Annotated in this window: 21 protein-coding genes and 1 pseudogene; 13 read left to right on the top strand and 9 right to left on the bottom strand. The window is 59.6% G+C overall.

Translation table 11 applies throughout. The annotated features are described in order from the left end of the window. Positions 1 to 156 precede the first annotated feature (156 nt). From MTP40_RS09140 to MTP40_RS09125, 4 genes are all read left to right on the top strand, one after another. Entirely contained in the window at positions 157 to 909 is a 753-nt protein-coding gene (locus MTP40_RS09140; RefSeq protein ID WP_249259211.1) for a response regulator, read from the top strand. Between the two features lie 20 nt (positions 910 to 929). Next, entirely contained in the window at positions 930 to 1,727 is a 798-nt protein-coding gene (locus tag MTP40_RS09135) for a sensor histidine kinase (RefSeq protein WP_156070674.1), read from the top strand. 254 nt (positions 1,728 to 1,981) lie between these two features. Beyond that, on the top strand, positions 1,982 to 4,936 hold the full coding sequence (locus tag MTP40_RS09130) for an acyl-CoA dehydratase activase (protein ID WP_256469137.1): 2,955 nt from the start codon (positions 1,982 to 1,984) through the stop codon (positions 4,934 to 4,936). 16 nt (positions 4,937 to 4,952) lie between these two features. Next, positions 4,953 to 6,269: a 2-hydroxyacyl-CoA dehydratase gene (locus MTP40_RS09125; protein WP_005930465.1), complete on the top strand. Its 1,317-nt coding sequence runs from the start codon at positions 4,953 to 4,955 to the stop codon at positions 6,267 to 6,269. A gap of 79 nt (positions 6,270 to 6,348) precedes the next feature. On the opposite strand, the gene MTP40_RS09120 is transcribed toward MTP40_RS09125, so the two are convergent. Then, the gene (locus MTP40_RS09120; RefSeq protein ID WP_249259210.1) at positions 6,349 to 9,114 is read right to left on the bottom strand and encodes a bifunctional diguanylate cyclase/phosphodiesterase; all 2,766 of its coding nucleotides are present in this window, start codon (positions 9,112 to 9,114) and stop codon (positions 6,349 to 6,351) included. A 137-nt stretch (positions 9,115 to 9,251) separates the two neighbouring features. After that, on the bottom strand, positions 9,252 to 10,256 hold the full coding sequence (locus MTP40_RS14465) for a collagen-like triple helix repeat-containing protein (protein ID WP_269076662.1): 1,005 nt from the start codon (positions 10,254 to 10,256) through the stop codon (positions 9,252 to 9,254). A gap of 219 nt (positions 10,257 to 10,475) precedes the next feature. Between MTP40_RS14465 and MTP40_RS09110 the strand changes: the two genes are divergently transcribed. From MTP40_RS09110 to MTP40_RS09075, 8 genes and pseudogenes are all read left to right on the top strand, one after another. Beyond that, the gene (locus tag MTP40_RS09110; RefSeq protein WP_005930458.1) at positions 10,476 to 11,111 is read left to right on the top strand and encodes a LexA family protein; all 636 of its coding nucleotides are present in this window, start codon (positions 10,476 to 10,478) and stop codon (positions 11,109 to 11,111) included. Between the two features lie 43 nt (positions 11,112 to 11,154). Further along, entirely contained in the window at positions 11,155 to 11,973 is an 819-nt protein-coding gene (locus MTP40_RS09105) for a leucine-rich repeat domain-containing protein (RefSeq protein ID WP_249259209.1), read from the top strand. A gap of 226 nt (positions 11,974 to 12,199) precedes the next feature. After that, positions 12,200 to 12,622: an amino acid ABC transporter permease gene (locus MTP40_RS09100; protein ID WP_156076069.1), complete on the top strand. Its 423-nt coding sequence runs from the start codon at positions 12,200 to 12,202 to the stop codon at positions 12,620 to 12,622. Further along, a pseudogene (locus MTP40_RS09095) lies at positions 12,574 to 12,975 on the top strand (ABC transporter permease subunit); the annotation flags it as partial. The gene MTP40_RS09100 and the pseudogene MTP40_RS09095, both read left to right, overlap by 49 nt. Before the next feature lie 5 nt (positions 12,976 to 12,980). Then, the gene (locus tag MTP40_RS14480; RefSeq protein WP_275542646.1) at positions 12,981 to 13,277 is read left to right on the top strand and encodes an ATP-binding cassette domain-containing protein; all 297 of its coding nucleotides are present in this window, start codon (positions 12,981 to 12,983) and stop codon (positions 13,275 to 13,277) included. Next, complete coding sequence (locus MTP40_RS09085) at positions 13,180 to 14,034, top strand: transporter substrate-binding domain-containing protein (protein WP_249259208.1); 855 nt, start codon at positions 13,180 to 13,182, stop codon at positions 14,032 to 14,034. Before MTP40_RS14480 ends, MTP40_RS09085 begins: the two co-directional genes overlap by 98 nt. Positions 14,035 to 14,175: 141 nt before the next feature. Further along, on the top strand, positions 14,176 to 14,442 hold the full coding sequence (locus MTP40_RS09080; RefSeq protein WP_035393578.1) for a type II toxin-antitoxin system RelB/DinJ family antitoxin: 267 nt from the start codon (positions 14,176 to 14,178) through the stop codon (positions 14,440 to 14,442). Then, positions 14,435 to 14,698, top strand: coding sequence for a Txe/YoeB family addiction module toxin (locus MTP40_RS09075; protein ID WP_097770265.1), 264 nt, complete (start codon positions 14,435 to 14,437; stop codon positions 14,696 to 14,698). The genes MTP40_RS09080 and MTP40_RS09075 overlap by 8 nt, the downstream gene beginning before the upstream one ends. A 53-nt stretch (positions 14,699 to 14,751) precedes the next feature. Here MTP40_RS09075 and MTP40_RS09070 read toward each other — a convergent pair whose 3' ends face one another. The 6 genes from MTP40_RS09070 to MTP40_RS09045 all read right to left on the bottom strand — a co-directional run bounded on the left by MTP40_RS09070 (position 14,752) and on the right by MTP40_RS09045 (position 21,637). Beyond that, positions 14,752 to 15,324 (bottom strand): transporter, encoded by a 573-nt coding sequence (locus MTP40_RS09070; RefSeq protein ID WP_097773683.1) that lies wholly within the window; start codon positions 15,322 to 15,324, stop codon positions 14,752 to 14,754. Positions 15,325 to 15,437: 113 nt separating this feature from the next. Next, the gene (locus tag MTP40_RS09065) at positions 15,438 to 16,430 is read right to left on the bottom strand and encodes a PstS family phosphate ABC transporter substrate-binding protein (RefSeq protein ID WP_097773684.1); all 993 of its coding nucleotides are present in this window, start codon (positions 16,428 to 16,430) and stop codon (positions 15,438 to 15,440) included. Positions 16,431 to 16,442: 12 nt separating this feature from the next. Continuing rightward, on the bottom strand, positions 16,443 to 18,071 hold the full coding sequence (locus MTP40_RS09060) for a DUF5046 domain-containing protein (protein WP_097773685.1): 1,629 nt from the start codon (positions 18,069 to 18,071) through the stop codon (positions 16,443 to 16,445). Between the two features lie 121 nt (positions 18,072 to 18,192). Beyond that, the gene (locus MTP40_RS09055; RefSeq protein WP_097773686.1) at positions 18,193 to 19,569 is read right to left on the bottom strand and encodes an MATE family efflux transporter; all 1,377 of its coding nucleotides are present in this window, start codon (positions 19,567 to 19,569) and stop codon (positions 18,193 to 18,195) included. A 168-nt stretch (positions 19,570 to 19,737) separates the two neighbouring features. Beyond that, positions 19,738 to 20,613 (bottom strand): UTP--glucose-1-phosphate uridylyltransferase, encoded by an 876-nt coding sequence (locus MTP40_RS09050; protein WP_249259207.1) that lies wholly within the window; start codon positions 20,611 to 20,613, stop codon positions 19,738 to 19,740. 40 nt (positions 20,614 to 20,653) lie between these two features. Further along, positions 20,654 to 21,637, bottom strand: a complete 984-nt coding sequence (locus MTP40_RS09045) for an RING finger protein (protein WP_156060817.1) — start codon at positions 21,635 to 21,637, stop codon at positions 20,654 to 20,656. A 178-nt stretch (positions 21,638 to 21,815) separates the two neighbouring features. Between MTP40_RS09045 and prfB the strand changes: the two genes are divergently transcribed. Next, positions 21,816 to 22,937: a peptide chain release factor 2 gene (prfB, locus tag MTP40_RS09040; protein ID WP_005930411.1), complete on the top strand. Its 1,122-nt coding sequence runs from the start codon at positions 21,816 to 21,818 to the stop codon at positions 22,935 to 22,937. Positions 22,938 to 22,992: 55 nt separating this feature from the next. Here the strand turns inward: prfB and MTP40_RS09035 are convergent, their stop codons facing one another. Further along, positions 22,993 to 25,506, bottom strand: coding sequence for an excinuclease ABC subunit UvrA (locus MTP40_RS09035; protein ID WP_207685073.1), 2,514 nt, complete (start codon positions 25,504 to 25,506; stop codon positions 22,993 to 22,995). Between the last annotated feature and the right edge of the window lie 49 nt (positions 25,507 to 25,555).

Here is a 25,555-nt window from a genome sequence, read left to right as displayed (position 1 = left end):
GAAATCAAGACGCAAAAAGCCGCAATTCCTGCACGGTTCGACGCATAGTGACGTTTTTTCGGGGATTGAATCTTTCCACAGGGCCTTATAAAATAGTATCATACAGTACGCACGGAAGAAAAGTGCGGCAATTTTAAGGCAAAGGGGAAGGTTGGATTGACGGAACGACTCGTTTCAAAGCTGCATGTCGCGCTTTTGAGCTACGACGAGCGGGAGATCCGCGTCCGGAAAAATTATCTGGAGGAGCAGAATCCTGCGATCTGCTGTGTCTGTTTCCACAGCGGCGAGGAGCTGCTGCGGGAGCTGCGCCAGCAGCGCAGTGTGGATATCGTGGTGCTTTCGAGCCAGCTGGAGGATATGGACGGGTATGAGTTCCTCAAGCGGCTCAACAGCCTGCATAACCGCCCGCTGCTGCTGTTGCAGGGGGATGACTGGTACAGCGATGCCACGGCATCGTTCCTGCGGCCGGACGGCAGGCAGTACCTGCCGGAGCGCAGCAGCCTGCTGGATCTGCTGCTGGATCTGCGCAGCTCCACGGACATCGGCGTCTTCTGGGTGCTGCCGTTCTGCAAGCAGCTTTATGCGGAGTGGGGCATCCAGCAGCCGGATGTAAACTGTGAATATCTGACCACTGCGCTGCAGGTCGTATGCGGCACGGAGCGGAAGCTGGCCGTGCGCAAGGAGATCCTGCAGACTGTGGCCGAGGAACACCACACCACAGTGGCCGCCGTGGACTGCGGGATGCGCCGCCTGATCGACGGGGTGGAAAAATACAACACCGAAGCCTGGCAGAAATTCAAGCAGGATTACGGCCTGATGGGGCATAGCGTTACCCTGGGCAAGCTGATCTATGCGGGCCGCCAGAAATTGATCGACAGCGGAACGCAGGGACAGAAGGCCGGACGATGAGAAAAAAGAGAGAGAACGGAATGGCAAAAGAGAGCGGGATGGGGGATTTCCCCCGCAAACAATTTGAGAGCGTGCTGCTGCACTCCCTGCGCATCATGGACCAGAACCGGGAATACCTGCAGATGCATCTGGCCCGGACCGGAGACGAAAGGACCCGGCAGGCGCTGGAGGATATGGGGCAGGAGAGCATCCGCCTGGAGCGCACCCTGCGGGAGATGATGGGCCTGCTGGAAGTGGAGATGAACGACAAGCCGTCCATGAAGCCGGTAGACCTGTGCTGGATCCTGATGGAGGCCGCCCAGATAGCCCCGGAGATCGAGAAGCAGCTGGGCATCCGGCTGACCGTGGATCACAGCCCGTTCCGGCGCTGCTATGTCAAGGCGGATGCCCAGGAGGCCGAGCAGCTGCTGTTTCATCTGCTTTCCAACGCCCTGCGGGCCGTAAGCCCCGGCGGGCAGATCAAGATCCGGCTCACCCGGGACGACGAGGATCTGTATCTGATCGTGGAGGACGACGGCTGCGGCCTGCCCACCGGTGAAAACTGGATGGAGAACCGCCGCCGCTTCCTGGGCGGTGTGCAGGCAGGGCTGCTGCTCTGCCGCCGTTACTGCGCCCACATGGGGTGGGTGCTTTCCCTCACGCCGCGCGGTGCCGGAAGCGGCACTCGGGCGGAGGTGCGCATCCCGCTGGCCGGAACGATGTTTCCCATTGAGGGCAGTGTGGAACTGCACACCATCCATCCGGCGCTCACCACAGCTGATGGCCTGCGCTGGCAGATCCTGCGGGAGCTTGCCCTGTTGTCCGATAAAATGGAATGATACGATGTTCAGCGCCCTGCTCCGGGCTTTTCCGGGGCAGGGCGTTTTTGTGTAAAAATCACTCTGAGTAAAGAATCTTAACCGGAATGTAGAAAAACAGGGGAGCTGTATTCGTGAATTTAACAAAATGTTTAACTTTTTGAGCGGAAAATACTATTTTTTGCGTGTAAAATATGGTGACTGGATTGATTGTATCCCGATTTTTGAGTATAATACAACTGTATTTTTATATTGTTCCTCAGGAGGAAAAGCAAGTGAGAGTAGGTCTTGACATCGGAAGCACCACCATCAAGTGCGCGGTGCTGGACGAACATGATGCGCTGATTTATTCAACATACGAGCGTCATTACAGCCATATTCTGGAAAAGGCGCAGGAGCTGCTGCGCCGCATCGATGCAGAGCACCTGCACGGAAACAAGGCACTGCTGAGCATCTCCGGTTCTGCCGGCATGGGTCTGGCCGACAGCTGCGGCGTGCCCTTTGTGCAGGAGGTGTTCTCCACCCGTGTGGCAGTCAAGCGGTTTGTGCCCGCCACCGACTGCGTGATCGAGCTGGGCGGCGAGGACGCAAAGATCCTGTTCCTGACCAACGGCACCGAGGTCCGCATGAACGGCAGCTGTGCCGGCGGCACCGGTGCCTTTATTGACCAGATGGCCACCCTGCTGAAGATGAGTGCCGACGAGATGAACAAGGCCGCGGAAAAGGCCGAGCGCACCTATACCATCGCGTCCCGCTGCGGCGTGTTTGCCAAAAGCGATGTGCAGCCCCTCATCAATCAGGGCGCGCGCACGGAGGATATCGCCGCCAGCATCTACAAGGCGGTGGTCAACCAGACCATTGCCGGTCTGGCACAGGGCCGCCCCATCAAGGGCAATATCCTGTATTTGGGCGGGCCGCTGACCTTCAGCAGCGTGCTGCGCAAGAGCTTTGATGAGGCGCTGGGGGTCACCGGAACCTGCCCCGAGAACAGCCTGCTCTATGTGGCACTGGGTGCCGCCCTCTATGCGGATAAGGAGTTCGAACTCTCCGCAGTGGCCGACGCGCTGGACCAGTACGCCGCCACCGCTACTTATGCCAGTGAGCCTCCGCTCTTTGCCAACAAGCAGGAGTACGAGGAATTCCATGCCCGGCACATGTCCCACAGCGTGCCTCATGTGCCTTTCAGCGCCCAGTGCGGCCCGGTGCATATCGGCATCGACTCCGGCTCCACCACCGTCAAGCTGGTGGTGGTGGACGAGAAGAGCCAGATCCTGTACACCAATTACCAGCCCAACCTTGGCAACCCGCTGCCCCTGATCCGGGAACAGCTGATCAAGATCTACCGGGAACACCCCGGCCTGCAGGTGGCCAGCGTGACCACCACCGGCTATGGCGAGGAACTGGTCAAGAACGCCTTCCGCTGTGATTATGGTCTGGTGGAAACGGTGGCTCACTTTACCGCCGCCAAATACTTTATGCCCGATGTGGATTTCATCATCGATATCGGCGGTCAGGACATGAAGTGCTTCAAGATCGAGGATGGTGCCATCAGCAACATCTTCCTGAACGAGGCCTGCTCCTCCGGCTGCGGCAGCTTTTTGCAGACCTTTGCTCAGGCATTGGGCTATGATGTCAAGGAGTTCGCTGCTCTCGGCCTGTTCGCAGACCGCCCCGTGGATCTGGGCAGCCGCTGCACCGTGTTTATGAACAGCTCGGTCAAGCAGGCCCAGAAGGACGGCGCTTCCATCGAGAACATTTCCGCCGGTCTGTCCATCAGTGTGGTCAAGAACGCGCTGTACAAGGTCATCCGCGCATCCAGCCCTGAGGAGCTGGGCCGCAGGATCGTGGTGCAGGGCGGTACCTTCTACAATGAAGCTGTTCTCCGCGCCTTTGAAAAGGAGATGGGCGTGGAGGTCATCCGCCCCGACATCGCGGGCCTGATGGGTGCCTACGGTGCGGCCCTGTTCGGCCTGCGCCAGAGCCATAAGAACCATCAGGAAACTTCCAGGATGATGAATCTGGCCGAGCTGGAAGCCTTCGACCAGAAGGTGGTCAGCGTCAAGTGCGGCGGCTGCGGCAACCACTGCCAGCTCACCATCAACACTTTTGCCGATGGCCGCAAGTTCATCTCCGGCAACCGCTGCGATAAGCCCGTGACCGGTAAGAGCGAGGACGACAGCCTGAATCTGTACGCCTACAAGCAGCAGCTGCTGGCCGGTTACAAGCCCGTGCCCGGCAAGCGCGGCTCCATTGGCATCCCGCTCTGCCTGAATATGTACGAGCTGCTGCCCTTCTGGCACACCTTCTGGACCAGGCTGGGCTTTGCCGTGCACACCAGCCCGGTGTCCAGCCGGGGGCTGTATCTGGCCGGTCAGGCCACCATCCCCAGCGATACCGCCTGCTTCCCGGCCAAGCTGAGCCACGGCCACATCAAGGCCCTGAGCCAGATGCACCTGGATGCCATCTTCTACCCCTGCCTGACCTACAACTTTGACGAAGGACTGGGCGACAACCACTATAACTGCCCGGTGGTGGCCTATTACCCTGAAGTTCTGGCAGGCAACTGCCCCGAGCTGGAGGGCCAGAAGTTTATCTATGACTATGTGGGCATCCACCGCCCTAAGGACTTTGTCCGCAAGATGGCAAAGGAAGTCCTGCCCAAATACTTCGGCGGCATTTCCGAAAAGGAAGTGCAGGCTGCTGCCGATGCTGCCTACGCCGAGCACGAGGCCCACATGGCCCAGATCCGGGTCAAGGGCAGCGAGATCATTGATGAGGCACGCCGTCAGGGCAAGCGCATCATCGTGCTGGCTGGCCGCCCCTACCACGTTGACCCTGAGATCAACCATGGCATCGACCACCTTATCACCCGCCACGGCGCGGCTGTTGTCACCGAGGACAGCATCTCCAACCGGGTGGAAAAGTTCCCCACCAGTGTGCTGAACCAGTGGACCTATCACAGCCGCCTGTATGCGGCGGCCAAGTACTGCACCACCCAGAAGGATATGGACCTGGTGCAGCTGGTCTCCTTTGGCTGCGGCGTGGATGCCATTACCACCGATGAGACCCGCGAGATCCTGCAGGCAGGCAGTAAGCTTTACACCCAGCTCAAGATCGACGAGATCACAAATCTGGGTGCGGTCAACATCCGTCTGCGCAGCCTGTTCGCCGCTCTGGAGGAGCGCGACGAGGCAGCAGAGGAAAAGGCCGCCCCCAAGGCAGAAGCCTGATACATAGGAGGAACCTATGGAATACAATTATCCCAAATTTACCCCGGAGATGAAGCAGACCCACACCATCCTCATCCCCAACATGGCCATTACCCAGTTCCGGCTGCTGGAATACGCCCTGCGCTACGACGGCTACAAGTGCGAGATCCTGGGCAACTGCGGCAGCGCCGTGGCACAGCTGGGCCTGAAATACGTCCACAACGACACCTGCTATCCGGCCCTGCTGGTCATCGGCCAGTTTCTGGACGCCCTGAACAGCGGCAAGTATGACCTGGATCATACGGCCCTGCTCATCACCCAGACCGGCGGCGGCTGCCGTGCTTCCAACTACATCCACCTGCTCCGCAAGGCTCTGGTCAAGGCGGGCTATCCCCAGATCCCCGTTGCCAGCCTGAACTTCTCCGGTCTGGAAAAAGACAGCGGTTTCCAGATGACCCTGCCGCTGGCCCGCCGCGCGCTTGCCTGCATTTTCTACGGCGATATGCTCTGTGCCCTGCGCAATCAGGTGGCCCCCTACGAGAACGAAAAGGGAGCCGCTGACCGGATGGTCGATCTGTGGGTCGAGCGTCTGGGCCGCGTTCTGCTGGCCGGCAAGGGCTTTACTGCCCGGGAAATGAAGCACACCTTCCCGCTCATTGCAAAGGATTTTGCGGCCATCCCTGTGACCCGGGTGCCCAAGGTCAAGGTGGGTGTGGTCGGCGAGATCTACGTTAAATACAGCCCCCTGGGCAACAACGACCTGCAGAAGTTCCTGGAGAGCCAGGACTGTGAGGTGAACTTCCCGGGCCTGATGGGCTTTGTGCAGTACTGCATCTTCAATATGGGCGAGGATCATGTCCTCTACGGCGGCAAGCTGGCCGTCAAGATGGGCACGGATCAATTGCTCAACTGGCTGGACAGTGTGGAGCGTGCCATGCTCAAGGCCACAGCCGATGCCGGGTTCTATGCCCCCGGCCCCTTCAAGGAGCTGGTGGAAAAGCCCCACGGCATCATTTCGCTGGGGGCCAAGATGGGCGAGGGCTGGCTGCTGACCGCCGAGATGATCGAGCTGGTGCAGGGCGGCTACGGTAACATCGTCTGTGCCCAGCCCTTCGGCTGCCTGCCCAACCATATCGTGGGCAAGGGTATGGTGAACAAGATCCGTGCCCTGTATCCCAGCGCCAATATCACCCCCATCGATTATGACCCCAGCGCCACCCGGGTCAACCAGGAAAACCGCATCAAGCTGATGCTGGCAGTCGCCAAGGAGCGCCTGAACGCCCCTGCGCAGGCCGCCCCCCTGACGGCAGAAGAGATCGCCGGTGGGGCTCCCCGGGTCGAGACCACGGTATAATTCTTTTTAAACAGCAACACTCCCCTTCGGGCAGGACCGTGTGCCGCACGGCTCCACCCGAAGGGGAGTGTTTTTTGTCTCAGTCGCAGAGATATCGCCGCTCGAACTCCTCAGCCGGGATGGCCTTGGAGAACCAGAAACCCTGCGCGCCGTCGCAGTCCAGCGAGCGGAGGAGCTGCACCTGCTCCTCGGTCTCGATGCCTTCGCAGATGACGTTGTAGCCCAGCTGTTTGACCAGATGTACGACCTCCCGCAGAAAATCGGTGCCTCGCGCGTTGGAGCTGCACCGGGTCAGAAAGAGCTTGTCCAGCTTGATGGTGTTCACGGGGATATCCACGATGTTGTTCAGCAGGGAACTGCCCGCGCCGAAATCGTCCAGCGAGGTCTGCATTCCATCGCTCTGGAAGGAGGAAAGCAGGCGCTTTACCCGGTCGTATTCCGAGACCACCGCCGTCTCGGTCAGTTCGATCTCCAGCATCCGGGCGCTGATGTTGTGCTTTTCCAGAATTTCGCTGTACTCCTGGGTGGGGGCATCCTCCCGGGCAAGCACCACCGAGGCGTTCACCGCAATGGGCAGCAGTCGGTGCCCGGCCTGTGCATTGCGCTGCAGGAACTGGGCCACCTGCTCGAAGATGTACAGATCCAGATCTACGATGCGGCCCGTGGATTCCAGAATGGGAATGAACTGGTCGGGGTAGACCACGGTGCCGTCCGGCTTGATCCAGCGGGTCAGCGCCTCGGCCCCGGTGACCGAGAGATCCTTGGGCGAGAACTTGGGCTGGAGGTACAGCTTGAACTCGCCGTTCTCAAGCGCCTGCGGCAGGCCGCTCAGCAGCTCGCCGGTCAGGGTCTGCTTGACCTCCAGCTTTTTGTCAAACAGGATGGCAGACACACGGGTGTTGCTGCGCACCTGCTTGCGGGCAAAGTTTGCCTTGTCGATGGCGGCCGAGGCGCTCAGGCAGCCGGGCTCAATGGCGTACACACCCATCCGCACCCGCAGGCGTACCTCCGGGTAATGCTGCGCCTGATACTGCTCAAACCGGCGGCAGAGCGTGTCTGCATAATGGAGCGGGCCTTTCTCGTCACGGCAGGAGAGGTAGAGCACGAACTGGTCGCCCACCACCCGGCACAGGTAGCACTCGCTCCAGTGACGGGCTGCCTCGATGAGGAAATCGCTGAATTCCTTCAACAGCTGATCGCCGGTGGCATAGCTGTATTTCTCGTTGAAATATTTGAAGTTCTCAAAGTCGCAGTAGAAGATCTGGTAGCCTTCGGCATAGCCGCCGATGATCTTGTGGGAGACCTCCTCCTTGAAACGGGTAAAGGCCAGCAGACCGGTCAGCCGGTCAAACTCAGGAGCAGAAGTCATGCCGCGGCTTACATCGTTCACGGCCAGATGCTTGCTCAGATAGGCGTTGATGATCTTGGTGATCTCACCCAGTTCCCGGCGGTTCTGGGGTGTCCAGTACCGCTTGCTGCCGCACACCACATAGGCAATGGCACCCTGATACTCGCCCTCGCCGTACATGGCAGCGTAGACCACTGTCTGGGCCCCGCCCTGCATCAGCAGCGCGCGCCCCTGCGGCGAGTACATCCCCATGTTGTCGGCCTGCAGCACGGTGGTACTGTATTCATCGTAGCTGTGGAACAGGGTCAGGAAGTCCTCCTTGGTAAAGGAGTTACCGTTCAGAGGCACCGGCTCCGCGTGGGGAGAGGTCCACTGGAACTGCCGGGAGACGCTGCGTTCCCGGATGCAGGTGTCCACAATGGTAATGCGGTCCAGCTGCAGCCGGATGCCGACGATCTTCAGGAAGAGGGGGATAGCAGTCTCAAAGCTGTTGTTCTTCTCAAACAGTTCAAAGGCGGTGGAGATCAGGTCGTTGTGCAGGTAGCGTGCATCGATATCGGCCGTTTCCGGGGCGGCAGGAACCGCCTGGGCATAGCGCCGCAGATTATCGCAGAACACATACTGGTTGCGGCCGTTCTGCTTGGCCTGATACAGGGCCCAGTCCGCGTTTTCGAACAGCTGGTCAAAGGAATAGCCCGCTGTGTTTTCAGGCAGGAAGCAGGCACCAATGCTGCAGGTCATCCGGTAATCGTTTTCCCAGAATTTGACCTGCTGCACGGATTCCGACAGCTGGCGGGTCTTCTGAAGCAGGGTGGTGTTGGGAATATCCTTCAAAAACGCCACGAACTCATCACCGCCGAACCGCACCAGAATGTCGCTGGAGCGGAACAGGGTGCGCAGCATCCGGGCAAACTCCTGCAGGACCTTGTCGCCGAACAGATGCCCGTAGCGGTCGTTGACGTTCTTGAAAAAATCAAGGTCGATGACCAGCATTCCACAGGAGGCATAGGGATCTTTGGCCTGCAGATAACGGTCGATAAGCTCCTTGCCGGTGCGGTTGTTATACAGCTGGGTCAGGGAATCGTGGCGGGCCTGCTCCAGCAGCTCCTGGGTCTGATTCTTCTGGTCGGTGATGTCCTTTGCATAGCCCACATAGAGGATGCCGCGGGCGGGGTCCTCGACCGGGCGGGCATCCACCTCCCGGGAATAATACACCCCCTCCGGCGAGACAAAACGCATCTCCAGCGGGCCGAACAGCTCACCGGTGAGCAGGGCGCGCATCTTCCAGCGGTCCTCCGCGAAGATCGTGGCGTGCTCCGGCTTCTCGGAGCCAAGGTAGGCATCCAGCGTTTCCAGCGTGCGGCTCCGGGTATCGTAGACCCGCAGCTGATCCAGACGGGGGTCATATTCCAGCAGAAAAAACCACCGATGCACAAGAAACTGCATCAGCAGGGGATTGTTGATGATCGAATCGATAAACCGAACAGGGACATCCATGGCCGACTCCCCACTTTCCGCTTTTTAACCAGTATAACAAAATATGGAAGACGCATCAAGACGAAACACAAAAATTTCATGGAAAGTGAAAGAAATTTTACCGAAAGCTCTGTCGGGAACGGTTTCGGTGTTCCCGCTCAGGCCGGAACGCCCCACAGCTCGATCGTGGCACCGGCGGCAAGCCGGACGTTGGTGTCCACGGTCAGGGTCAGCCTGCCGAGCTTCTGGCTGGCATCCACATTCTGGCCGCCGCTTCCGGCAGGCAGAACGACCGCAGGTGGTGCACCCGTGGTGCCGGATGCGGCAAAACAGAGATACTGCCCGAAGCAGGGAAGTGCCTGAAAGCTGGCAAAGGTGCGGGTGGGCGGGCTGGACATCGCGCTGCTGGCAGAACAGGGGGCAGAAGCACTGAGCAGCTGGGTACCATCGCTGGTGCTGCAAACCCAGTGCAGCGTGCCCTTGGATTGGCTGCTGCCTGCCTGAAACAGCACCTTCAGCGCCTGCAGTTCGGTGGGAAAGGTGCGCTCAAAGCTGGCAGCGGCGGCGTTCAGGGACACCTTTTCCAGCAGCTCCCACTGGCCGGGATCGCTGGGGTCACCCTTTGGGCCTTGGGGGCCAGGTTCTCCCTGCGGGCCTTGCGGGCCGGGCTCTCCTTTGGGGCCGGTGGGTCCTGCGGCACCGGGCTCTCCCTGCGGTCCGGGTTCCCCCTTTTCGCCCCGGAATGCACCGCTTTCCACAGCTGCTTTCAGCCGGTCGAGCAGGGCCTGCCAGGCGGGCGTGCCGGGCTGGGGCAGGGTGCTGTCCTCCGTGCCGGAATTTTCGGCCACGCAGTAGCACACGTCCGCGCTGGTCAGGGTGCGGGTGCCATCGGTGCCCTCAAAGGTGATGCGCCCCTCCCCGGGCACAGCCGTGATGAGGGCGGGCACCTCCACAAGGCCGCCCGCCACCAGCGTGGAGGGGGCAGCGTTCCCATCCGGCAGGTGCCAGAAGGCCCGCAGGGTCATGCCCTGCCACTCGCCGTCGGCTTCCACCCGCAGGGCGTAGATGCCCCGGTTTCTGGTGTAGCCGAAGCGGAGCAGGCCATCGTACCCCTGCAAAGCAGCCCCGCCGCCCGAGGATAAATGGATCTGACGTTCGATCATACAGTTTCACTCCTTTTGTCGTGATTTTTGCGTTCAAAAAGCTTGACTTTGGTTAGAGTTTCCGGTAAGATTGTGAAAAGACCGCAGAAGGTTTGGTGAATAAAATCTAACCAAAATCAGCTTGTGAGGCTATAATATCTGATTAAATTCAGAAAGTCAAGGGAAAATCTGAATCCGGTTAGAAAACCGGCGTTCTGCACAAGAAGGAGTGCAAAATTTGTGTTTTATGACTGCTACACGGCCCTGTGCCAGGCCAGAGGAATCAGCCGCAGCCGGGCAGCGCAGGAGATGGGCTTGAGCAACTCCACAGTGACCAAATGGAAAAACACCGGAGCGACCCCCTCGGGCGAGACGCTGGCCAGAGTATCTGCCTATTTTGGCGTGCCGGTGGGGGAGCTGCTGGGCGAAGCCGTCCCGTCGGTGCAGGAGGAGCGGAAGCTGCCCGAAGGAGCTGTCCCGTTCGATCCCGCTCTCACGGCTCCGCTGCTGGGTACGGTGCGTGCAGGCCTGCCCATGTATGCGGAAGAAAACATTGAGGGCTACATCCCCATCACCCGGAAAGACGGGGCACGGTACTTCTGGCTCCGTGTCCGGGGCGACAGCATGAACGCCGTAGGCATTTCGGAAAACGATGAGATCCTGGTGCGGGAGCAGCCGGAGGTGGAAAACGGCCAGCTTGCCGTGGTGATGGTCAACGGCGATGAAGCCACCGTGAAATATTTCCGTCAGGAGGGGAGCCTTGTGGTCCTGACCCCCAAAAGCTTCAACCCCGTGCACCAGCCCCAGATTTATGATCTGAAACGGGTGCAGGTGCGGGTGGTCGGTCTTGTGGTGGAGTGCCGCAAGGTGTTCTGAAAAAAAGAAGATGGCCCCTGCGGGGCAGAATAGGAGACTCGCTATGAAATGGAGGTCCGTTCTGTGCACAGCGCTGTTTTTGTGCGGTACCGTGCTGCTTTCTGCCTGCGGCGGGGGAGAGATGCCCGCGCCTGCGGAACCGCCCGCTTCCAGTGAGGTATCGGCTCCCTCTCAGCCGGAGGAAGTGCCCGCCCCCTCGGAATCGGCTTCTTCCAGTGAACCGGAGCCACTTCCGGAACCGGAACCGCCCAAACCGTGGGATGGCATGGTAATCCCGGAGAGCTGTAAGGCGGAGTGGTCAGAGCAACAGGGAAAAATCGTTTTAACTCACTATGAGTATAAAGATGGTGTGAATTTGCACCTTCCAACGGGAAGGGCATATAGCATTGGCTCCAATTGCTTTAAAAATGATTGGAAGCTCAAGTCTGTTGTAATTCCGGAGGATGTAATCGAGATTCGGCAATCTGCGTTTCAGGAGTCTGGATTGTTACAGGTTACTGTACCGATGAATGTCAGGGTGCTTGGAGATGATGTGTTTGCAGACTGTCATTATCTGACACAGGCAGAGATTGAAGGTACAGAAAAGACAGGAGAAAGGGTATTTGCACGCTGTGAATCTCTGCAAAAAGTGAAACTCGGCTATGGAGTGATACGAATAGAAGAAGGCGCTTTTGAGCATACGGGGCTGGTAGAGATTGAATTGCCGACGACATTGGGACAGATTGATAAGCTGGCTTTTAGTTATTGTAAATTGAAGGAGATTATTTATGATGGAGATTGGGAGGCAAAACGATCAGAGTTAGAGAACAACAAAAACATCGGGAAAGAAAATGACCTGTTGCTTGCTGCAAAGCAAAAATAAGCAACTGAACCAAACGCCGTCTCTTGTGCAAAAAGGCAAGAGACGGCGTTTTTGCGTGGAAAAGCAGAAGTGAAAAATCAGCGATGAATAGCTTGTTTATCAATTTGACCGGAATTTGTGCAACAAAAAAACCTATAAACCTATTGACATTTTGGGAAAATGGGTATATCATACGGCCAACGGAAACAAACATCCGCAAGATCAGGAGAAAAGGAGGGGAACAGACATGGACTGGAATGTGATGGTGCAATATCTGCCGCAGTATGAAAAAGCGGCCTGGCTCACCCTGCGTCTGGGCGTGGCCGGTATCTTCTGGGCCATCCTTGTGGGCCTTGTCTGCGCCGTGCTCCAGTACGAAAAAGTGCCGGTGCTGCGCCGTATCGTGGGCGCTTATATCCAACTCAGCCGGAACACGCCGCTGCTGGTCCAGCTGTTCTTTCTGTATTACGGCCTGCCCAAGATCGGCATCAAGACCAACGCCGAGCTCTGCGGCATTGCAGGCCTTGCCTTTCTGGGCGGCAGCTACATGGCCGAGGCCTTCCGCAGCGGGCTGGAAGCCATTGAACCCATCCAGACCGAAAGTGCCCTGAGCCTTGGCATGAGACGGCGGCGGTCATTGTGTTCGTGCTCTGGGGCACGGCCGAGATGAGCGACCTCGTCCGCGGTGCCCTCATCGCCATCCCGAAGCATCAGTATGAGAGCAGCGAGGCGCTGGGCATGAGCCGGGCGCAGACCTATTGGTACATCATCATCCCCCAGACGGTGCGGCGGCTCATCCCGCTGTCCATCAACCTTATCACCCGCATGATCAAGACCACAAGCCTGGTGTTGATGATCGGTGTGGTGGAGGTGCTCAAGGTGGCCCAGCAGATCATTGAGGCCAACCGCACCGCCAGCCCCAACGCGGCGTTTGGCATCTACCTCACCGTGTTTATCCTGTATTTTCTGGCCTGCTGGCCCATCAGCCTGCTGGCCGGTTACCTCGAAAAGAAATGGAAGTGACTGTTATGGCAGAGCCGATTCTGACTGTAGACCATCTGGTAAAAAGCTACGATGGCAAGACCAATGTTCTGGATAATGTCAGCTTTGCCGTCAAGCCCGGTGAGGTCATCGTTGTGGTGGGGCCTTCCGGCTGCGGCAAGAGCACCCTGCTGCGCTGTCTGAACGGTCTGGAGCCGGTGCAGGCGGGCCGGGTGAAGCTGGGCAGTGAGACGGTCGCCTACGGCGGCAAGAATCTGGCGGCCCTGCGCCAGCGCATCCTCCTCTTCTGCCGCTTCCGGCTCTGCCGCAGCTGCGGGCAGTGACGTGTTCCGCACGCTGGACGAGATCAAGGCGGCCGGCACCGTGAACATCGGCGTTTTCTCCGATAAGAACCCGTTTGGCTATGTGGATGAGAACGGCGAGTATCAGGGCTATGATGTCTACTTCGCCTGCCGCCTGGCCGAGGATCTGGGCGTGGAAGCCAACTTCGTCTCCACGGAAGCCGCCAACCGCATTGAGTATCTGCAGACCGGCAAGGTCGATATCATTCTGGCAAACTTCACCGTCACGCCCGAGCGCGCTGAGGAGGTGGACTTTGCACTGCCCTACATGAACGTTGCACTGGGTGTCATCTCTCCCGACAGCAATGTCATTACCAGTCTGGACAACTGGAACGCCGACGATCAGATGATCGTCATTTCCGGCACCACCGCCGAGACCTACCTGACCAAGGAATATCCCGACATTCCCCTGCAGAAGTATGATTCCTACGCAACCGCCAAGAACGCGCTGGAAAACGGCAATGGCGTAGCATGGGCCAACGACAACACCGAGGTCATCGCTTTTGCAAAGCAGAACTCCGGCTACACGGTGGGCATCCCCTCTCTGGGCAGCCAGGATACCATCGCCCCCGCTGTGAGCAAGGGCAACACCACCCTGCTGGACTGGATCAACGACGAGATCAAGAGCTTGGGCGAGGAAAGCTTCTTCCACAAGGATTACGAGGAGACGCTGGTGGATACCTATGGCCTTGACTATGAGGATGAGCTGGTCGTTGAGGGCGGCGAGACCAACGCATAAATCTGAATTTTAAGATGCAGTAATGAGAAACACCCCGTGCAGAAATGTACAGGGTGTTTCTTTTGTGCGAATCTGTGCAACGATGTATTGACAATGTTGCACGATATGAATATAATAAAAGTGACAAAGGAGCGTGAGAGTATGACGACGGTAAGTGTCCGGATGGATGAGAATCTGAAGCGGGATTTTGATGAGATCTGCAATGAACTGGGCCTTTCGATGACAACAGCCATCACCATGCTGGCCAAGAAGATGACGCGTGAAAAACGCATTCCGTTTGAAGTCTCGATGGATCCCTTTTATAGTGCATCCAATATGGCCGCCCTGAATGACAGCATTGAGGAAATGCGTCAGGGAAAGACTGTAACGAGAACGCTGGAAGAGCTTGAGGCTATGGAACATGAGTAAGATCACCTTCACGGAGCGGGCCTTTGCGGAATATCTGTATTGGCAGTCTCAGGATAAAAAGACGCTGAAACGGATCAACGCATTGCTCAAGGATATTTCGCGCAGCCCGTATGAAGGCATTGGAAAACCGGAAGGGCTGAAAGAAAATCTCAGCGGGTATTGGAGCCGCCGGATCGATGATGTGAACCGGCTGGTCTATCGCATTGAAAATGATCTGATCGAAGTGTATCAGTGCAAGGGACATTACGACGATTGAAGCAAAAAACGAGGACAGCCAATGGCTGTCCTCGTTTTGCTGTATCTGGGGGATTATACTTCCTCAGTCTCATCCTCGTCGTCATCTTCGTCGGCGAGAGCTTCTGCATGGATGCGCTGGCGCAGGCGGGTGCGGAACTCCTCGGCGGGGATGCCGCTCTGGTTGGGGGTCAGGTCCGGGGCGGGCTTGCCGTCGGGCAGGTGGGCACCAAAGGCCGGCACAAAGAAGAACTTGCGCACGACAAAGATCAACGCAATGGCACCCACGCTGATGAGGTTGTCCAGAGCCGATTCGTGGCCGACCACCATGTGGCGGGCAATGGCGTAGAGCAGCACTTCCAGGCTGCTGCCGGGGCTGTGCTTGGCCAGCATCTTGATGAACTCCACGCCGATGACAATGTCCAGCGCCCGCTCAAGGAAGCCGCGGATCTCTACATCGTTGCCATCAAACAGCAGGCCCGGCATCCATTTGAGCAGGGGAATGAAGCTGAGCAGCAGGCCAATGAGCACCAGCCCGGACAGCACGATCTCCAGCAGGGTGGCGGCCTGAATGATGTAGCTGCGCAGCGCCTTGCGGCTGCGGCTCTCAACATGGGCGGAGTGCGGGGTGTCGGAAGGATGGGACATGGTGCAGCATCTCCTTTGTTCAAGATCGTGAAACGAAAAAAGCTGACAAACTTTTTTTCAGTTTAGCAAAGGATCTGAGCAAAGTCAATGAAATGTGTCGAATTTTCCGGGAATTACTGGACGGCCACATAGCCGGAGTGCTCAATGCAGGAACGGCCTGCATCGGTGGAGAGCCACTCGTAGATCCTGCGCTCCGGGCTGTCGGCAGCGGAATCCTGCAGGATGGCGGCATAGAATTCGTTGCATAGCGGGTAGCTCTGGTCGGCGATCGTCTCGTTGGAAGGGGTCACGCCATCCACGGCCAGCAGCCGCAGGCCGGGCTTGGAGTACATCTGGTCGATGTAGTAGTAGACCGAGAAACCGATGGCGTTGGCGGAGTTGTTATACTCTGCAATGCTGTCCACCAGCTCACCCATGGCGGTGGGGGCCAGCTCGGTGGGGGCCTCCATCAGCGGGCCGTCCTGGATCAATAGCTTCTGGAACAGGGTCTGGCTGCCGGAGTCCGCCCGCCGCTGGAAGGCAATGATCTCCTGATCCTTGCCGCCCACATCTTTCCAGTTGGTGATCGTTCCGGCGTAGATGTCCTTGAGCTGCTGCAGGGTCAGGCTCTGCACGGGGTTGTCCTCGTTGACGATGAACACCAGCGCGTCCCGGCCAATGGCCTTCTGCTCCAGCGGGTCACCGTCAGCCTTCAGCTCCTCCTTGACGGATTCCGGGGCCTCGTAGGCGATGATAAGCTTGACCGAATCGCCGTAATTGTTGCCGTACAGGCCCAGGTTGCGCCAGGCCTGGGCCGTGGTGTTGGTGGTCACGGCGCTCCGGGCGGTCTCCAGATCCAGCCCGGTGGTGTCGGCCATGATCTGCGCGATCAGTGGGATGCAGGCCGTGCTGCCATCCGTAATGGGGAATTCATCCACGCTCAGGATGGGCTGTGCGGGCATTTCACTGGCGGCAGAAGAGGCAGGGGCCTCAGAATCCGGCTGAGACGGTGCCGCCCCCGAATCAGAGGAGGCAGGCACGGTGTTGCAGGCGGAGAGCAGGGCGGCGGTGGATGCCAGACCCAGACCGGTCAGGAACGCGCGGCGGGAAATTTTGACAGTACGCATGGAAAAACCTCCTTAGAAGAAACCGTTGTCCATTTCATCGTTGCTGGAAGCGAAGATGCTCTCGGCGTAGAGCCACTGGCCGGTCAGGTCCATCCAGCCGCTCTCAAAGCCCTTGACGGCAGCGAACACGCCCTCGGGCAGGCCATTGACGCTGTTGGCGTAGTACCCGGCACAAGTGCGCAGACCGCTTACCACCACATTGCCGTCGCTGTCCAGAACATCGTAGAGCCAGCTGCTGCCGGGGCCGTTGTAGCAGCCGTAGAAGTAGATGCCGTCCTCAGTGGAGAGCAGGGGCGAGTAGTAGTTGTAGGTCTCATTCAGCTTGGCCGGGTCGAGGGTTTTGTGGATGCCGTCCGGCCCGCAGATGTGGATGGCCGTTGCGTCGTAGCTGTCATTGTCATCCTGCTCGATCCAGGCCCAGCCGTTCCCCTCGGGGGAAATATGGGTACGCACCTGATTTTCCACCGGGTCGATGGTGGTATCGGTCAGCAGAACACCGGTCTGCAGGTCGAACACCCGCACGGTGCCGTCTACGGCATAGATGGCCAACGTGGCATCATCCGTATTGGCATCGTAGAGATCCTTCTCCTCGCCGGTGAGCAGGTCGTGGAACAGATACCGCCCCGCCATTTCGGGGGTGGAGGCATCTGGCTCCGTGACTGCCGCGCCGGGCACATAATACCGGATGGGCTGGTCATACTCGCAGAGCACGGCGCTTTGCTCCGTGCTGACCAGATCCACCAGCTGGTATCTGTCGTTGTTGTACAGGCTGACCGTGCCTGCACCGGTGTACTGCTGGTAACCGGTCAGCTCCTCGCCGGTGGTGGGGTTGTACAGGCTGTCGGCACCCGTCGTGCCATCCTCGTTGTAGTGGCTCACCACCAGCCAGTCGGTGGGGGCAGAGCTGTCGCTGCTGCTGGCGTAGAAGTTGGAAAGGGCAGACAGCTCTGCCTGATAGACCACCTCGCCCTGCCGATCCTGCACCTGCACGGCGCAGTAGAGGGGCAGATCATCGCCCCATTCGTTTTCCTGCACATAGTCTGCCGGGACATTGCAGACTTCAAAGGCCAGATAGCTGCCTGCTATGCTGCATCCGTAGGCGTTTTCTGGCACAGCCAGCTCCTCACCCGTGGCAAGGTCGATCACCCGGCAATCGCCTGCGGCGTGGTTGTTGTAGGGGGCATAGGCCATCTGTTCCGGTGCGGTCAGGACCAGCAGGCTGCCGGTCAGGACAGCATCGTAGGCACGGTCAAAGGTCAGGATCTCCTTGCCGCTGCGGTCACACAGGGCGGTTGCCCGCCCGGTGGGTGTGCCGGGGGCTGACCACTGCCGCAGATAGTACCGCACGGTGCCGGTCAGGGTATCCGGCACCAGATACACGGTCTCACTGCTGGCGGCCTGATACAACACGGTATTGCCGCAGAGCACGGTATTGCCGCCGTTGGAGCCGTTGCTGTACAGGATGCGCAGCTTGCCGTCGTCCAGTGAAGCGGCAGCGGGGCCGGGCGCTTCCTCAGCCTGGGCGGGCTTGGAATCGGGCAGGGGCGAGGCCGGAGGCAGCAGGGAGCAGGAGGCCAGCAGCCCTGCCGCGGCAGACAGGCTGAGCACTGCACAGCCGATGCGGAGAACAGAACGTTTCATAAGCGTACCTCACAGGTTTGGCAGAATTTAACTTTCCTATCCTGATTATAATACGAATAAACCGGACGTTCAATTGCAATCGAACGTCCGGTCATGGTTACAGTTTTGTTACAGGGGTCGCTCAGACCTCGGCAGCCTCGGCTTCGTCCATCCGCACCAGCTGACGCAGGAAGGGGAAGAGGAAGGGCACGGTGACAAAGAAGGTCAGCACATCGGCGATGGGCTGGCAGATCTCAACACCCAGCAGCCCAAAGGCCCGGGGCAGGGTGAGGATGAGCGGAATAAAGAACACGCCCTGACGGCAGCAGGCCAGAAAGGTGGCCCGGCCCGATTTGCCGATGGACTGGAACAGCATGTTGCCCGCCACGATCACGGGCTGCAGAAGCATGGCAAAGCACTGGTAGCGGAAGGCGGGCAGGGCCACGGCGGTGACTTCGGGATCATCACGGAAAAGGCGGATGAGGGTCTCGGCATTGAACCAGCAGGCGGTGAGAATGACAGAGAGAAAGCAGAAGCTGGTTGCCATGGTGAACAGGCAGGCCTGCTGCACCCGGCGGTACTTTTGGGCACCATAGTTGAAGCCTGCCACCGGCTGAAAACCCTGACCGGTGCCGATGGCCACCGAGATAATGAACATGAAGATGCGGGAAACGATGCTCATACCGGCCACGGCAGCGTCGCCATAGCCCCGGGCGGCGATGTTCAGCAGCATTCCGCCAATGCTGTTCAGGCCCTGACGGCCAAAGCTGGGCATACCGGTCATCAGGATGGTGCCGAACTCCGCCGGGCTGCGGGTGACTGCCGTGATCCGGAACTGGCTGACTGTTTTGCCCCGCAGGAACATGGACAGCAGGATGCAGAAGCTGATGGTCTGGCTCAGGGCCGTTGCAAGGCCCGCACCGGCGGTGCCCATGCCCAGCCCAAAGATGAACAACGGGTCCAGTGCGATGTTCAGCAGGCCGCCGGTGACCAGGCCGATCATGGCAAAGCTGGCCTTGCCCTCATAGCGCAGGATGTTGTTCATCACCAGACTGGACATCATAATAGGAGCGGCCAGCAGGATGTACCGCGCGTAGGCACAGGCATGGGGCAGGATGGTCTCGGTGCTGCCCAGCAGCATCATAAAATCGGGCAGGGTGAGCAGGCCCGCCACTGTGATGACACCGCCGAACACCAGCGCCGTGAAGAAGCTGGTGGAAGCAAACCGGGTGGCAGCATCGGTGTTCTGGCTGCCCAGGCTGCGGCTGATGATGCTGCCGGAGCCGTGGCCCAGCATAAAGCCCAGCGCCTGGAGAATGGCCATCAGGCTGGAAACGATGCCCACCGCGCCGGATGCGCTGGTGGAGATCTGGCCCACAAAAAAGGTATCGGCCAGATTATAGATGCTGGTGATGAGCATGCTCAATATCGTGGGAGCCGCCAGGCTCAGGATCAATTTCGGGATGGGGGTCTCCGTCATTTTGCGGAACTGCTCCGCGCTGCGGTCGGCATTTGCCATGAAAAAACCTCGCTTTCTCTTTGACACGATCTTTCAATAAAAACAATCCATTCCAGTATACCGCAGGATCTGTTTTATATCAACCAATTTCTTGCCGGGGTTATTGCAGCAAAAGACCGCCCTGCCCGGCGGCAGAGCGGTCTTGGGTCATGGAAAGGAAAATGACAGTTACAGGGTCTTGCAGAACTCCTTCAGGTAGGCGCGGAAAGCCTCGCCGATCTCAGGATGCTGCAATGCCAGCTCCACCTGAGCCTCCACCACGCGGAGCTTGTTGCCCATGTCGTAGTGGGTGCCGGTGAACTCCACGGCGGTCATGCCGCCACAGTTGCGGGCATACTCGGCCATGGCATCGGTCAGCTGGATCTCGCCGCCTGCACCGGGTTTGGTGTGGGCGAGGATATCGTAGATCTCAGGGGTCAGCAGCACACGGCCCAGAATGGAGTAATTGCTGAACTCCTGGCCCTTTTTGGGTTTCTCGATCATGTTATCCACAAAGAAATAGTTGTCGTGGATGGGGGTGGTCTTCAGGCTGCAGTAGCGGCTCACATCGGCCCAGGGTACAGCGGAGACACCCGCAGCCGGGCGGCCGAACTCCTCATAGGCGCGGATGAGCTGGGCGCAGACAGGATCCTCGCCCCAGATCACGTCGTCGCCGTAGATGACCACGAACGGATCGTCACCGGTAAAGGCCTTTGCCATGCTCACGGCGTGGCCCAGGCCCAGCGTCTGCTTCTGGCGCACAAAGAAGATGTTGGCAAGGTTCGAGATGCCCAGGCACTCCTCCAGCATTTTTTCCTTGCCGGGGGCGGCCAGCTTTTCTTCCAGCTCGGGGCTGCGGTCAAAGTGATCCTCAATGATGCTCTGGCTGCGGCCCAGAATGATCAGAATGTCCGTGATGCCGGACTTGACGGCTTCCTCCACCAGATACTGGATGGCGGGCTTATCCACGATGGGAAGCATCCCCTTGGGCATGGCCTTGGTGGCGGGCAGCACACGGGTGCCCAGACCAGCGGCAGGGATGACAGCCTTCGTAACTTTTTTCATGGTTCGGAACTCCTTCATCATATCATTTCAGGCTGAACGCTCAGCCGTAGACCAGATGGATCAGGGCATCCACATTGGGGCCAAGCAGCAGGGTGAACGCGCTGCCGATGACCATGAGCAGGACCAGACAGCCGAGCACGGCGGCCCAGCTGGTGCCGCCCTGCGCGCAGAGCACGGCTTTGCGCTGTGCCGCGTCCGGGAACTCCGCGCGGATGCGGCGGATCTTCTCGGCGGCACTCTGGCGGTAGAGCCACTTGCCATACAGGCCGCGCACGATCATCAGCAGAAAGCTGAGCACCGAGCAGACCCGGGAAAGGGTGAGCAGGGTGGAGGTGGAAAGCCCTGGGGCTAAGCTGCTGTCCGTGATCTGCAAAAGGTCAATGAAGGTGGGCAGGGCCAGCACCAGCTCGGCGGCCAGAAAGGCGAACGCGGGCTTCCACGCCTTGCGGTAGAAGAAATAGAACGGGCCGAACAGCATGGCCGAAAAGCTCATGGAGGTCTTGGTGTGGGACAGCTGCATCCGGCAGTAGGCGCTCAGGTAGGCAGGGGAAGCCGGGCCGATGAAATCTGCCCAGTCCTTGCAGGGGATGCCGTCCATGACCTCTTCCTTGCCAAAAGCCGCCTGATAGGTCTGGCGCAGCGGGTCTACCTGCGGTGCTCCGGTCTCCTGGAACTGGCGGTAAAAGGTGGAGTAATCAAACTCCTCGCTGTGCTCATCCGAATCGGCACGGTCGGCGGGCTCCTGTGCCCCCTCCGGGGGCAAGGCCGCACCGCAGCAGCGGCAGACAGACTCACTGCGCAGGGTGCGCTCGCCGCAGGCAGGGCAGGTGCACAGCTCACTTTCCTGATAAGGGAACTTCCACTCGTATCCGGCGGCGTGGGCCGGGGCATGGATGCAGCGGCCGAGCTTTTCGTAACAATCGCGGTGATAAGGCGCGCCGCAGTCGGGGCAGACAACGATGTCGTCCTGCAGCGTCAGCGGCTTGCCGCAGCCCTCACAGGGGCAGCCATAATATTTGGGCATAAGATCCTCCCGGTATGCTAGTTGAACTTATTATACTCCCTTAAAAGAGAAAAGAAAAGGCAAAAATCTTCAAAATTCCAGTAGGTTGAGTATTTTTCCTCTTTACTTTATCATGGATTCTGGGTATACTAATGAAGTATCTGTGTATAAACTGTATCTTTTGAGGGATTCTTAAAATATGATTACTACTGACGAACTGAAAGTGCAGCTGGCCGATTACGGCACCGCTGTGAAGGACCTGGAGGAAGCGCTGGCCATCGACGCTTCCCGCAAGCGCGTGCAGGAGCTGGAGCACACCATGAGCCGCCCCGGCTTCTACGATGACGCTGAGCTGAGCAAGAAGGTCTTTGATGAAGTGGGCGACCTGAAGGGCAAGCTGAACCGCTTTGAGAAGCTGCAGGGCCTGTACGATGATGCCGAGACCATGCTGGTGATGCTGGACGAGGAGTACGACCCCGACATGGTGCCCGAGGCAGAGGAAGCCGTGAACGCCGTGGGCAAGGCCGTGGACGAGCTGCAGCTGATGACCATGCTGAACGGTGAGTACGACCACAGCAACGCCATCCTGACCTTCCACGCCGGTACCGGCGGCACCGAGGCGCAGGACTGGGCCGAGATGCTCTACCGCATGTACAACAAGTGGGCACAGGCACACGGCATGACCGTGGAGGTGCTGGACTATCAGGACGGCGATGAGGCCGGCATGAAGAGCGCTTCCATGATGGTCAAGGGTGCCAACGCCTACGGTCTGCTCAAGAGCGAGAACGGCGTGCACCGTCTGGTGCGCGTATCCCCCTTTGATGCCAACGCCCGCCGCCAGACCAGCTTTGCCTCTCTGGAAGTGATGCCCGAGCTGGACAACACCATTCAGGTGGACATCCGCCCCGAGGATATCGAGATGCAGGTGTTCCGCTCCTCCGGTGCCGGCGGCCAGCACATCAACAAGACCTCTTCCGCTGTCCGTCTGATCCACAAGCCCACCGGCGTCGTGGTCAGCTGCCAGACCCAGCGCAGCCAGTTCCAGAACCGTGACTACGCCATGGAAATGCTGAAGGCAAAGCTCTATCAGATCGCAAAGCAGCAGCACATGGACAAGATCGACGACATCAAGGGCGTGCAGAATGAGATCGCCTGGGGCCACCAGATCCGCAGCTATGTGTTCATGCCCTACACCATGGTCAAGGATCACCGCACCAACTACGAGACCGGCAATGTCGATGCCGTGATGGATGGTGATCTGGACGGCTTTATCTTTGCTTACCTCAAGGCCGCCAGCCGCGGGGAGCTGCAGGATACCTAAAATTTATCATAAAATGTCAGAGGGACCTCGCCGTTGGGCGGGGTCCCTCTTTTGGTTACAGGTGCAGATATTTTCCGGTGATGCTGGCGGGATCGGCGGCCACCTGCTCCGGTGTGCCGCAGGCCACGATGCGTCCGCCGCTCTCACCGCCGCCGGGGCCAAGGTCCACGAGATAGTCGGCGTTGCGGATCACATCCAGATCGTGCTCAATGACCACCACAGTGGCCCCGCTGTCAATGAGACGCTGGAACACGCCTAGCAGAGTGCGCACATCCAGCGGGTGCAGGCCGATGGTGGGTTCGTCGAATACAAACACGGTGTCGGCCTGCCCTTTGCCCATCTCGCTGGCGAGCTTGAGCCGCTGGGCCTCCCCGCCCGAAAGGCTGGGCGTGGCCTCGCCCAGAGTCAGGTAGCCCAGCCCCAGGCTGGAAAGGGTCTGCAGCCGGCTGGCCACCAGCTTGAGGTCGGCACAGGCGGCAAGGGCTTCGTCCACGCTCATCTCCATCAGGCGGGGCAGGCTCTCGGCCTGGGTGCCGTCCTTCCGGGTGCGGTAGAGGGCAGCGGCATCCTTCTGGTAGCGGGAGCCGCCGCAGTCCGGGCAGGTGATCTCCACATCCGGCAGGAACTGGATGTCCAGGCTGATGGTGCCGGTGCCGTCGCAGCCGGGGCAGCGCAGGCGGCCCGTGTTGTAGGAAAAATCGCCCGCCTTGCAGCCCTTCTCCCTGGCAAGGGGGGAGCGGGCGTAGATCTTGCGCAGTTCATCGTGGACATTGGCATAGGTGGCCACCGTGGACCGCACATTGATGCCGATGGGCGTTGCGTCAATGAGCTTGACCTGCGCAATGCCCGGTGCAGTGATGCTTTCCACATGGGCAGGCAGAGCTTCGCCCTTGGCGGCGGCCTCCAGCGCGGGGATCAGGCTTTCCAGCACCAGCGTGGTCTTGCCGGAACCGGACACGCCGGTCACCGCGATGAGCCGCCCCTTGGGCAGCCGGACTTCCAATGGCTTGACGGTGTGGATGGCCCGGGTGCGCAGAGTGATGGTGCCCAGCGCAAAGAGCTCCGCCTCCGGGGTGCGGGTGCGGGCTGAGAGAGTGTGCAGGTCGGCAAGGAAGGGCCCGATGCGGGAGGCTGGGCTTTGGGCCACCTGCTCCACAGTGCCCTGCGTCAGGATGGTGCCGCCGTTTTCACCGGCACCGGGGCCCATCTCAATGAGCCAGTCGGCATCCCGCAGGATCTCGGTGTCGTGATCCACCAGCACGATGGAGTTGCCGTCCGCGATCAGGTCGTGCATCACGCCCCGCAGGCCCTCGATGTTGGAGGGGTGCAGGCCGATGGAGGGCTCGTCCAGCACATAGAGCACGCCGGTGGTGCGGTTGCGCACCGAGCGGGCCAGCTGCACCCGCTGGCGCTCCCCTGTGGAAAGGGTGGCAGCCTCCCGGTCAAGGGAGAGGTAGCCCAGCCCCAGATCCAGCAGGCGGGCGGCGGTGGCCTGAAAGGACTCGCAGATGCTCTCAGCCATGGGACGCATCTCCACGGGCAGGGAGGCAGGCACCCCCTCCACCCACTGTACCAGCGTGTCCAGCGTCATGCGGCAGGCATCGGCCAGCCCGATGCCCCGCAGCCGGGGAGCCCGGGCCGCGGCGTTCAGGCGGGAGCCGCCGCAGGCGGGGCAGGGGCCCTGCTTCAGAAATCGCTCCACCCGCTTCATGCCCTTTTCATCCGTCACCTTGGCCAGGGCGTTCTCTACGGTATAAACGGCGTTGAAGTAGGTGAAATCCATTTCACCCGCCGCGCCGGTCTTGCTGTTCTGGTAGAGCAGGTGCACCTTTTGGGCGGGGCCGTGGAACACTATGTCGCGCTCTTCCGGGGTCAGCTCCCGGAAGGGGACGTTGGTGCGCACGCCCATTTTTTCGGCGATCTCCTTCATCAGTGACCACATCAGGGTCTGCCAGGGCAGTACTGCGCCCTCGTTGATGGAAAGGCTCTCGTCCGGCACCAGAGTGGATTCGTCCACCACCCGCACGATGCCGGTGCCCTCGCAGTCTGGGCAGGCTCCGGTGCTGTTAAAGGCGAACTGCTCCGCGCCCAGCACCGGCACCTGCGCGCCGCACCGGGGACAGTAGAGCGGGATCTCGGCCGCAATGTTCAGGCTGGGCGGCACCATGCAGCCGCAGGCGGGGCAGGGGTAGTGGGAGAGCCGGGAGAACATCAGACGCAGGCTGTTCAAAAGTTCGGTCATGGTACCAAAGGTGGAACGCATCCCGGGCACGCCGGGCCGCTGGTGGAGAGCCAGTGCGGCGGGAACATAGCGGATCTCGTCCACCTGCGCCTTTTCGGCCTGGGTCATCCGGCGGCGGGTGTAGGTGGAAAGGGCCTCCAGATAGCGGCGGGAGCCCTCGGCGTAGAGGACACCCAGCGCCAGCGAGGACTTGCCGGAGCCGGACACGCCCGCAATGCCGACGATCTTGTGGAGCGGCACATCTACGTCGATGTTCTTCAGGTTGTGCACCCGCGCGCCCCGCACCCGGATGGCGGCGGGGAGAGCGGAACTGGATTCGTGGTTCATCGTGTCTCCTTTCTCTGAATGGGGTCACAAAAGGCTCCCCCACAGGGGA

This window comes from Faecalibacterium sp. IP-3-29 (assembly GCF_023347335.1).
GTDB lineage: Bacteria > Bacillota > Clostridia > Oscillospirales > Ruminococcaceae > Faecalibacterium > Faecalibacterium duncaniae.
The sequence above is the reverse complement of the archived record's forward strand: the minus strand, read 5'-3'. Positions and strand labels throughout refer to the sequence as shown.

Coding starts and splice junctions, on each gene's coding strand:
- MTP40_RS09135 (WP_156070674.1), top strand. CDS start 930: ATGGCAAAAGAGAGCGGGATGGGGGATTTCCCCCGCAAACAATTTGAG.
- MTP40_RS09125 (WP_005930465.1), top strand. CDS start 4,953: ATGGAATACAATTATCCCAAATTTACCCCGGAGATGAAGCAGACCCAC.
- MTP40_RS09120 (WP_249259210.1), bottom strand. CDS start 9,114: ATGGATGTCCCTGTTCGGTTTATCGATTCGATCATCAACAATCCCCTG.
- MTP40_RS14465 (WP_269076662.1), bottom strand. CDS start 10,256: ATGATCGAACGTCAGATCCATTTATCCTCGGGCGGCGGGGCTGCTTTG.
- MTP40_RS09105 (WP_249259209.1), top strand. CDS start 11,155: ATGAAATGGAGGTCCGTTCTGTGCACAGCGCTGTTTTTGTGCGGTACC.
- MTP40_RS09100 (WP_156076069.1), top strand. CDS start 12,200: ATGGACTGGAATGTGATGGTGCAATATCTGCCGCAGTATGAAAAAGCG.
- MTP40_RS14480 (WP_275542646.1), top strand. CDS start 12,981: ATGGCAGAGCCGATTCTGACTGTAGACCATCTGGTAAAAAGCTACGAT.
- MTP40_RS09080 (WP_035393578.1), top strand. CDS start 14,176: ATGACGACGGTAAGTGTCCGGATGGATGAGAATCTGAAGCGGGATTTT.
- MTP40_RS09075 (WP_097770265.1), top strand. CDS start 14,435: ATGAGTAAGATCACCTTCACGGAGCGGGCCTTTGCGGAATATCTGTAT.
- MTP40_RS09070 (WP_097773683.1), bottom strand. CDS start 15,324: ATGTCCCATCCTTCCGACACCCCGCACTCCGCCCATGTTGAGAGCCGC.
- MTP40_RS09065 (WP_097773684.1), bottom strand. CDS start 16,430: ATGCGTACTGTCAAAATTTCCCGCCGCGCGTTCCTGACCGGTCTGGGT.
- MTP40_RS09060 (WP_097773685.1), bottom strand. CDS start 18,071: ATGAAACGTTCTGTTCTCCGCATCGGCTGTGCAGTGCTCAGCCTGTCT.
- MTP40_RS09055 (WP_097773686.1), bottom strand. CDS start 19,569: ATGGCAAATGCCGACCGCAGCGCGGAGCAGTTCCGCAAAATGACGGAG.
- MTP40_RS09050 (WP_249259207.1), bottom strand. CDS start 20,613: ATGAAAAAAGTTACGAAGGCTGTCATCCCTGCCGCTGGTCTGGGCACC.
- MTP40_RS09045 (WP_156060817.1), bottom strand. CDS start 21,637: ATGCCCAAATATTATGGCTGCCCCTGTGAGGGCTGCGGCAAGCCGCTG.
- prfB (WP_005930411.1), top strand. CDS start 21,816: ATGATTACTACTGACGAACTGAAAGTGCAGCTGGCCGATTACGGCACC.
- MTP40_RS09035 (WP_207685073.1), bottom strand. CDS start 25,506: ATGAACCACGAATCCAGTTCCGCTCTCCCCGCCGCCATCCGGGTGCGG.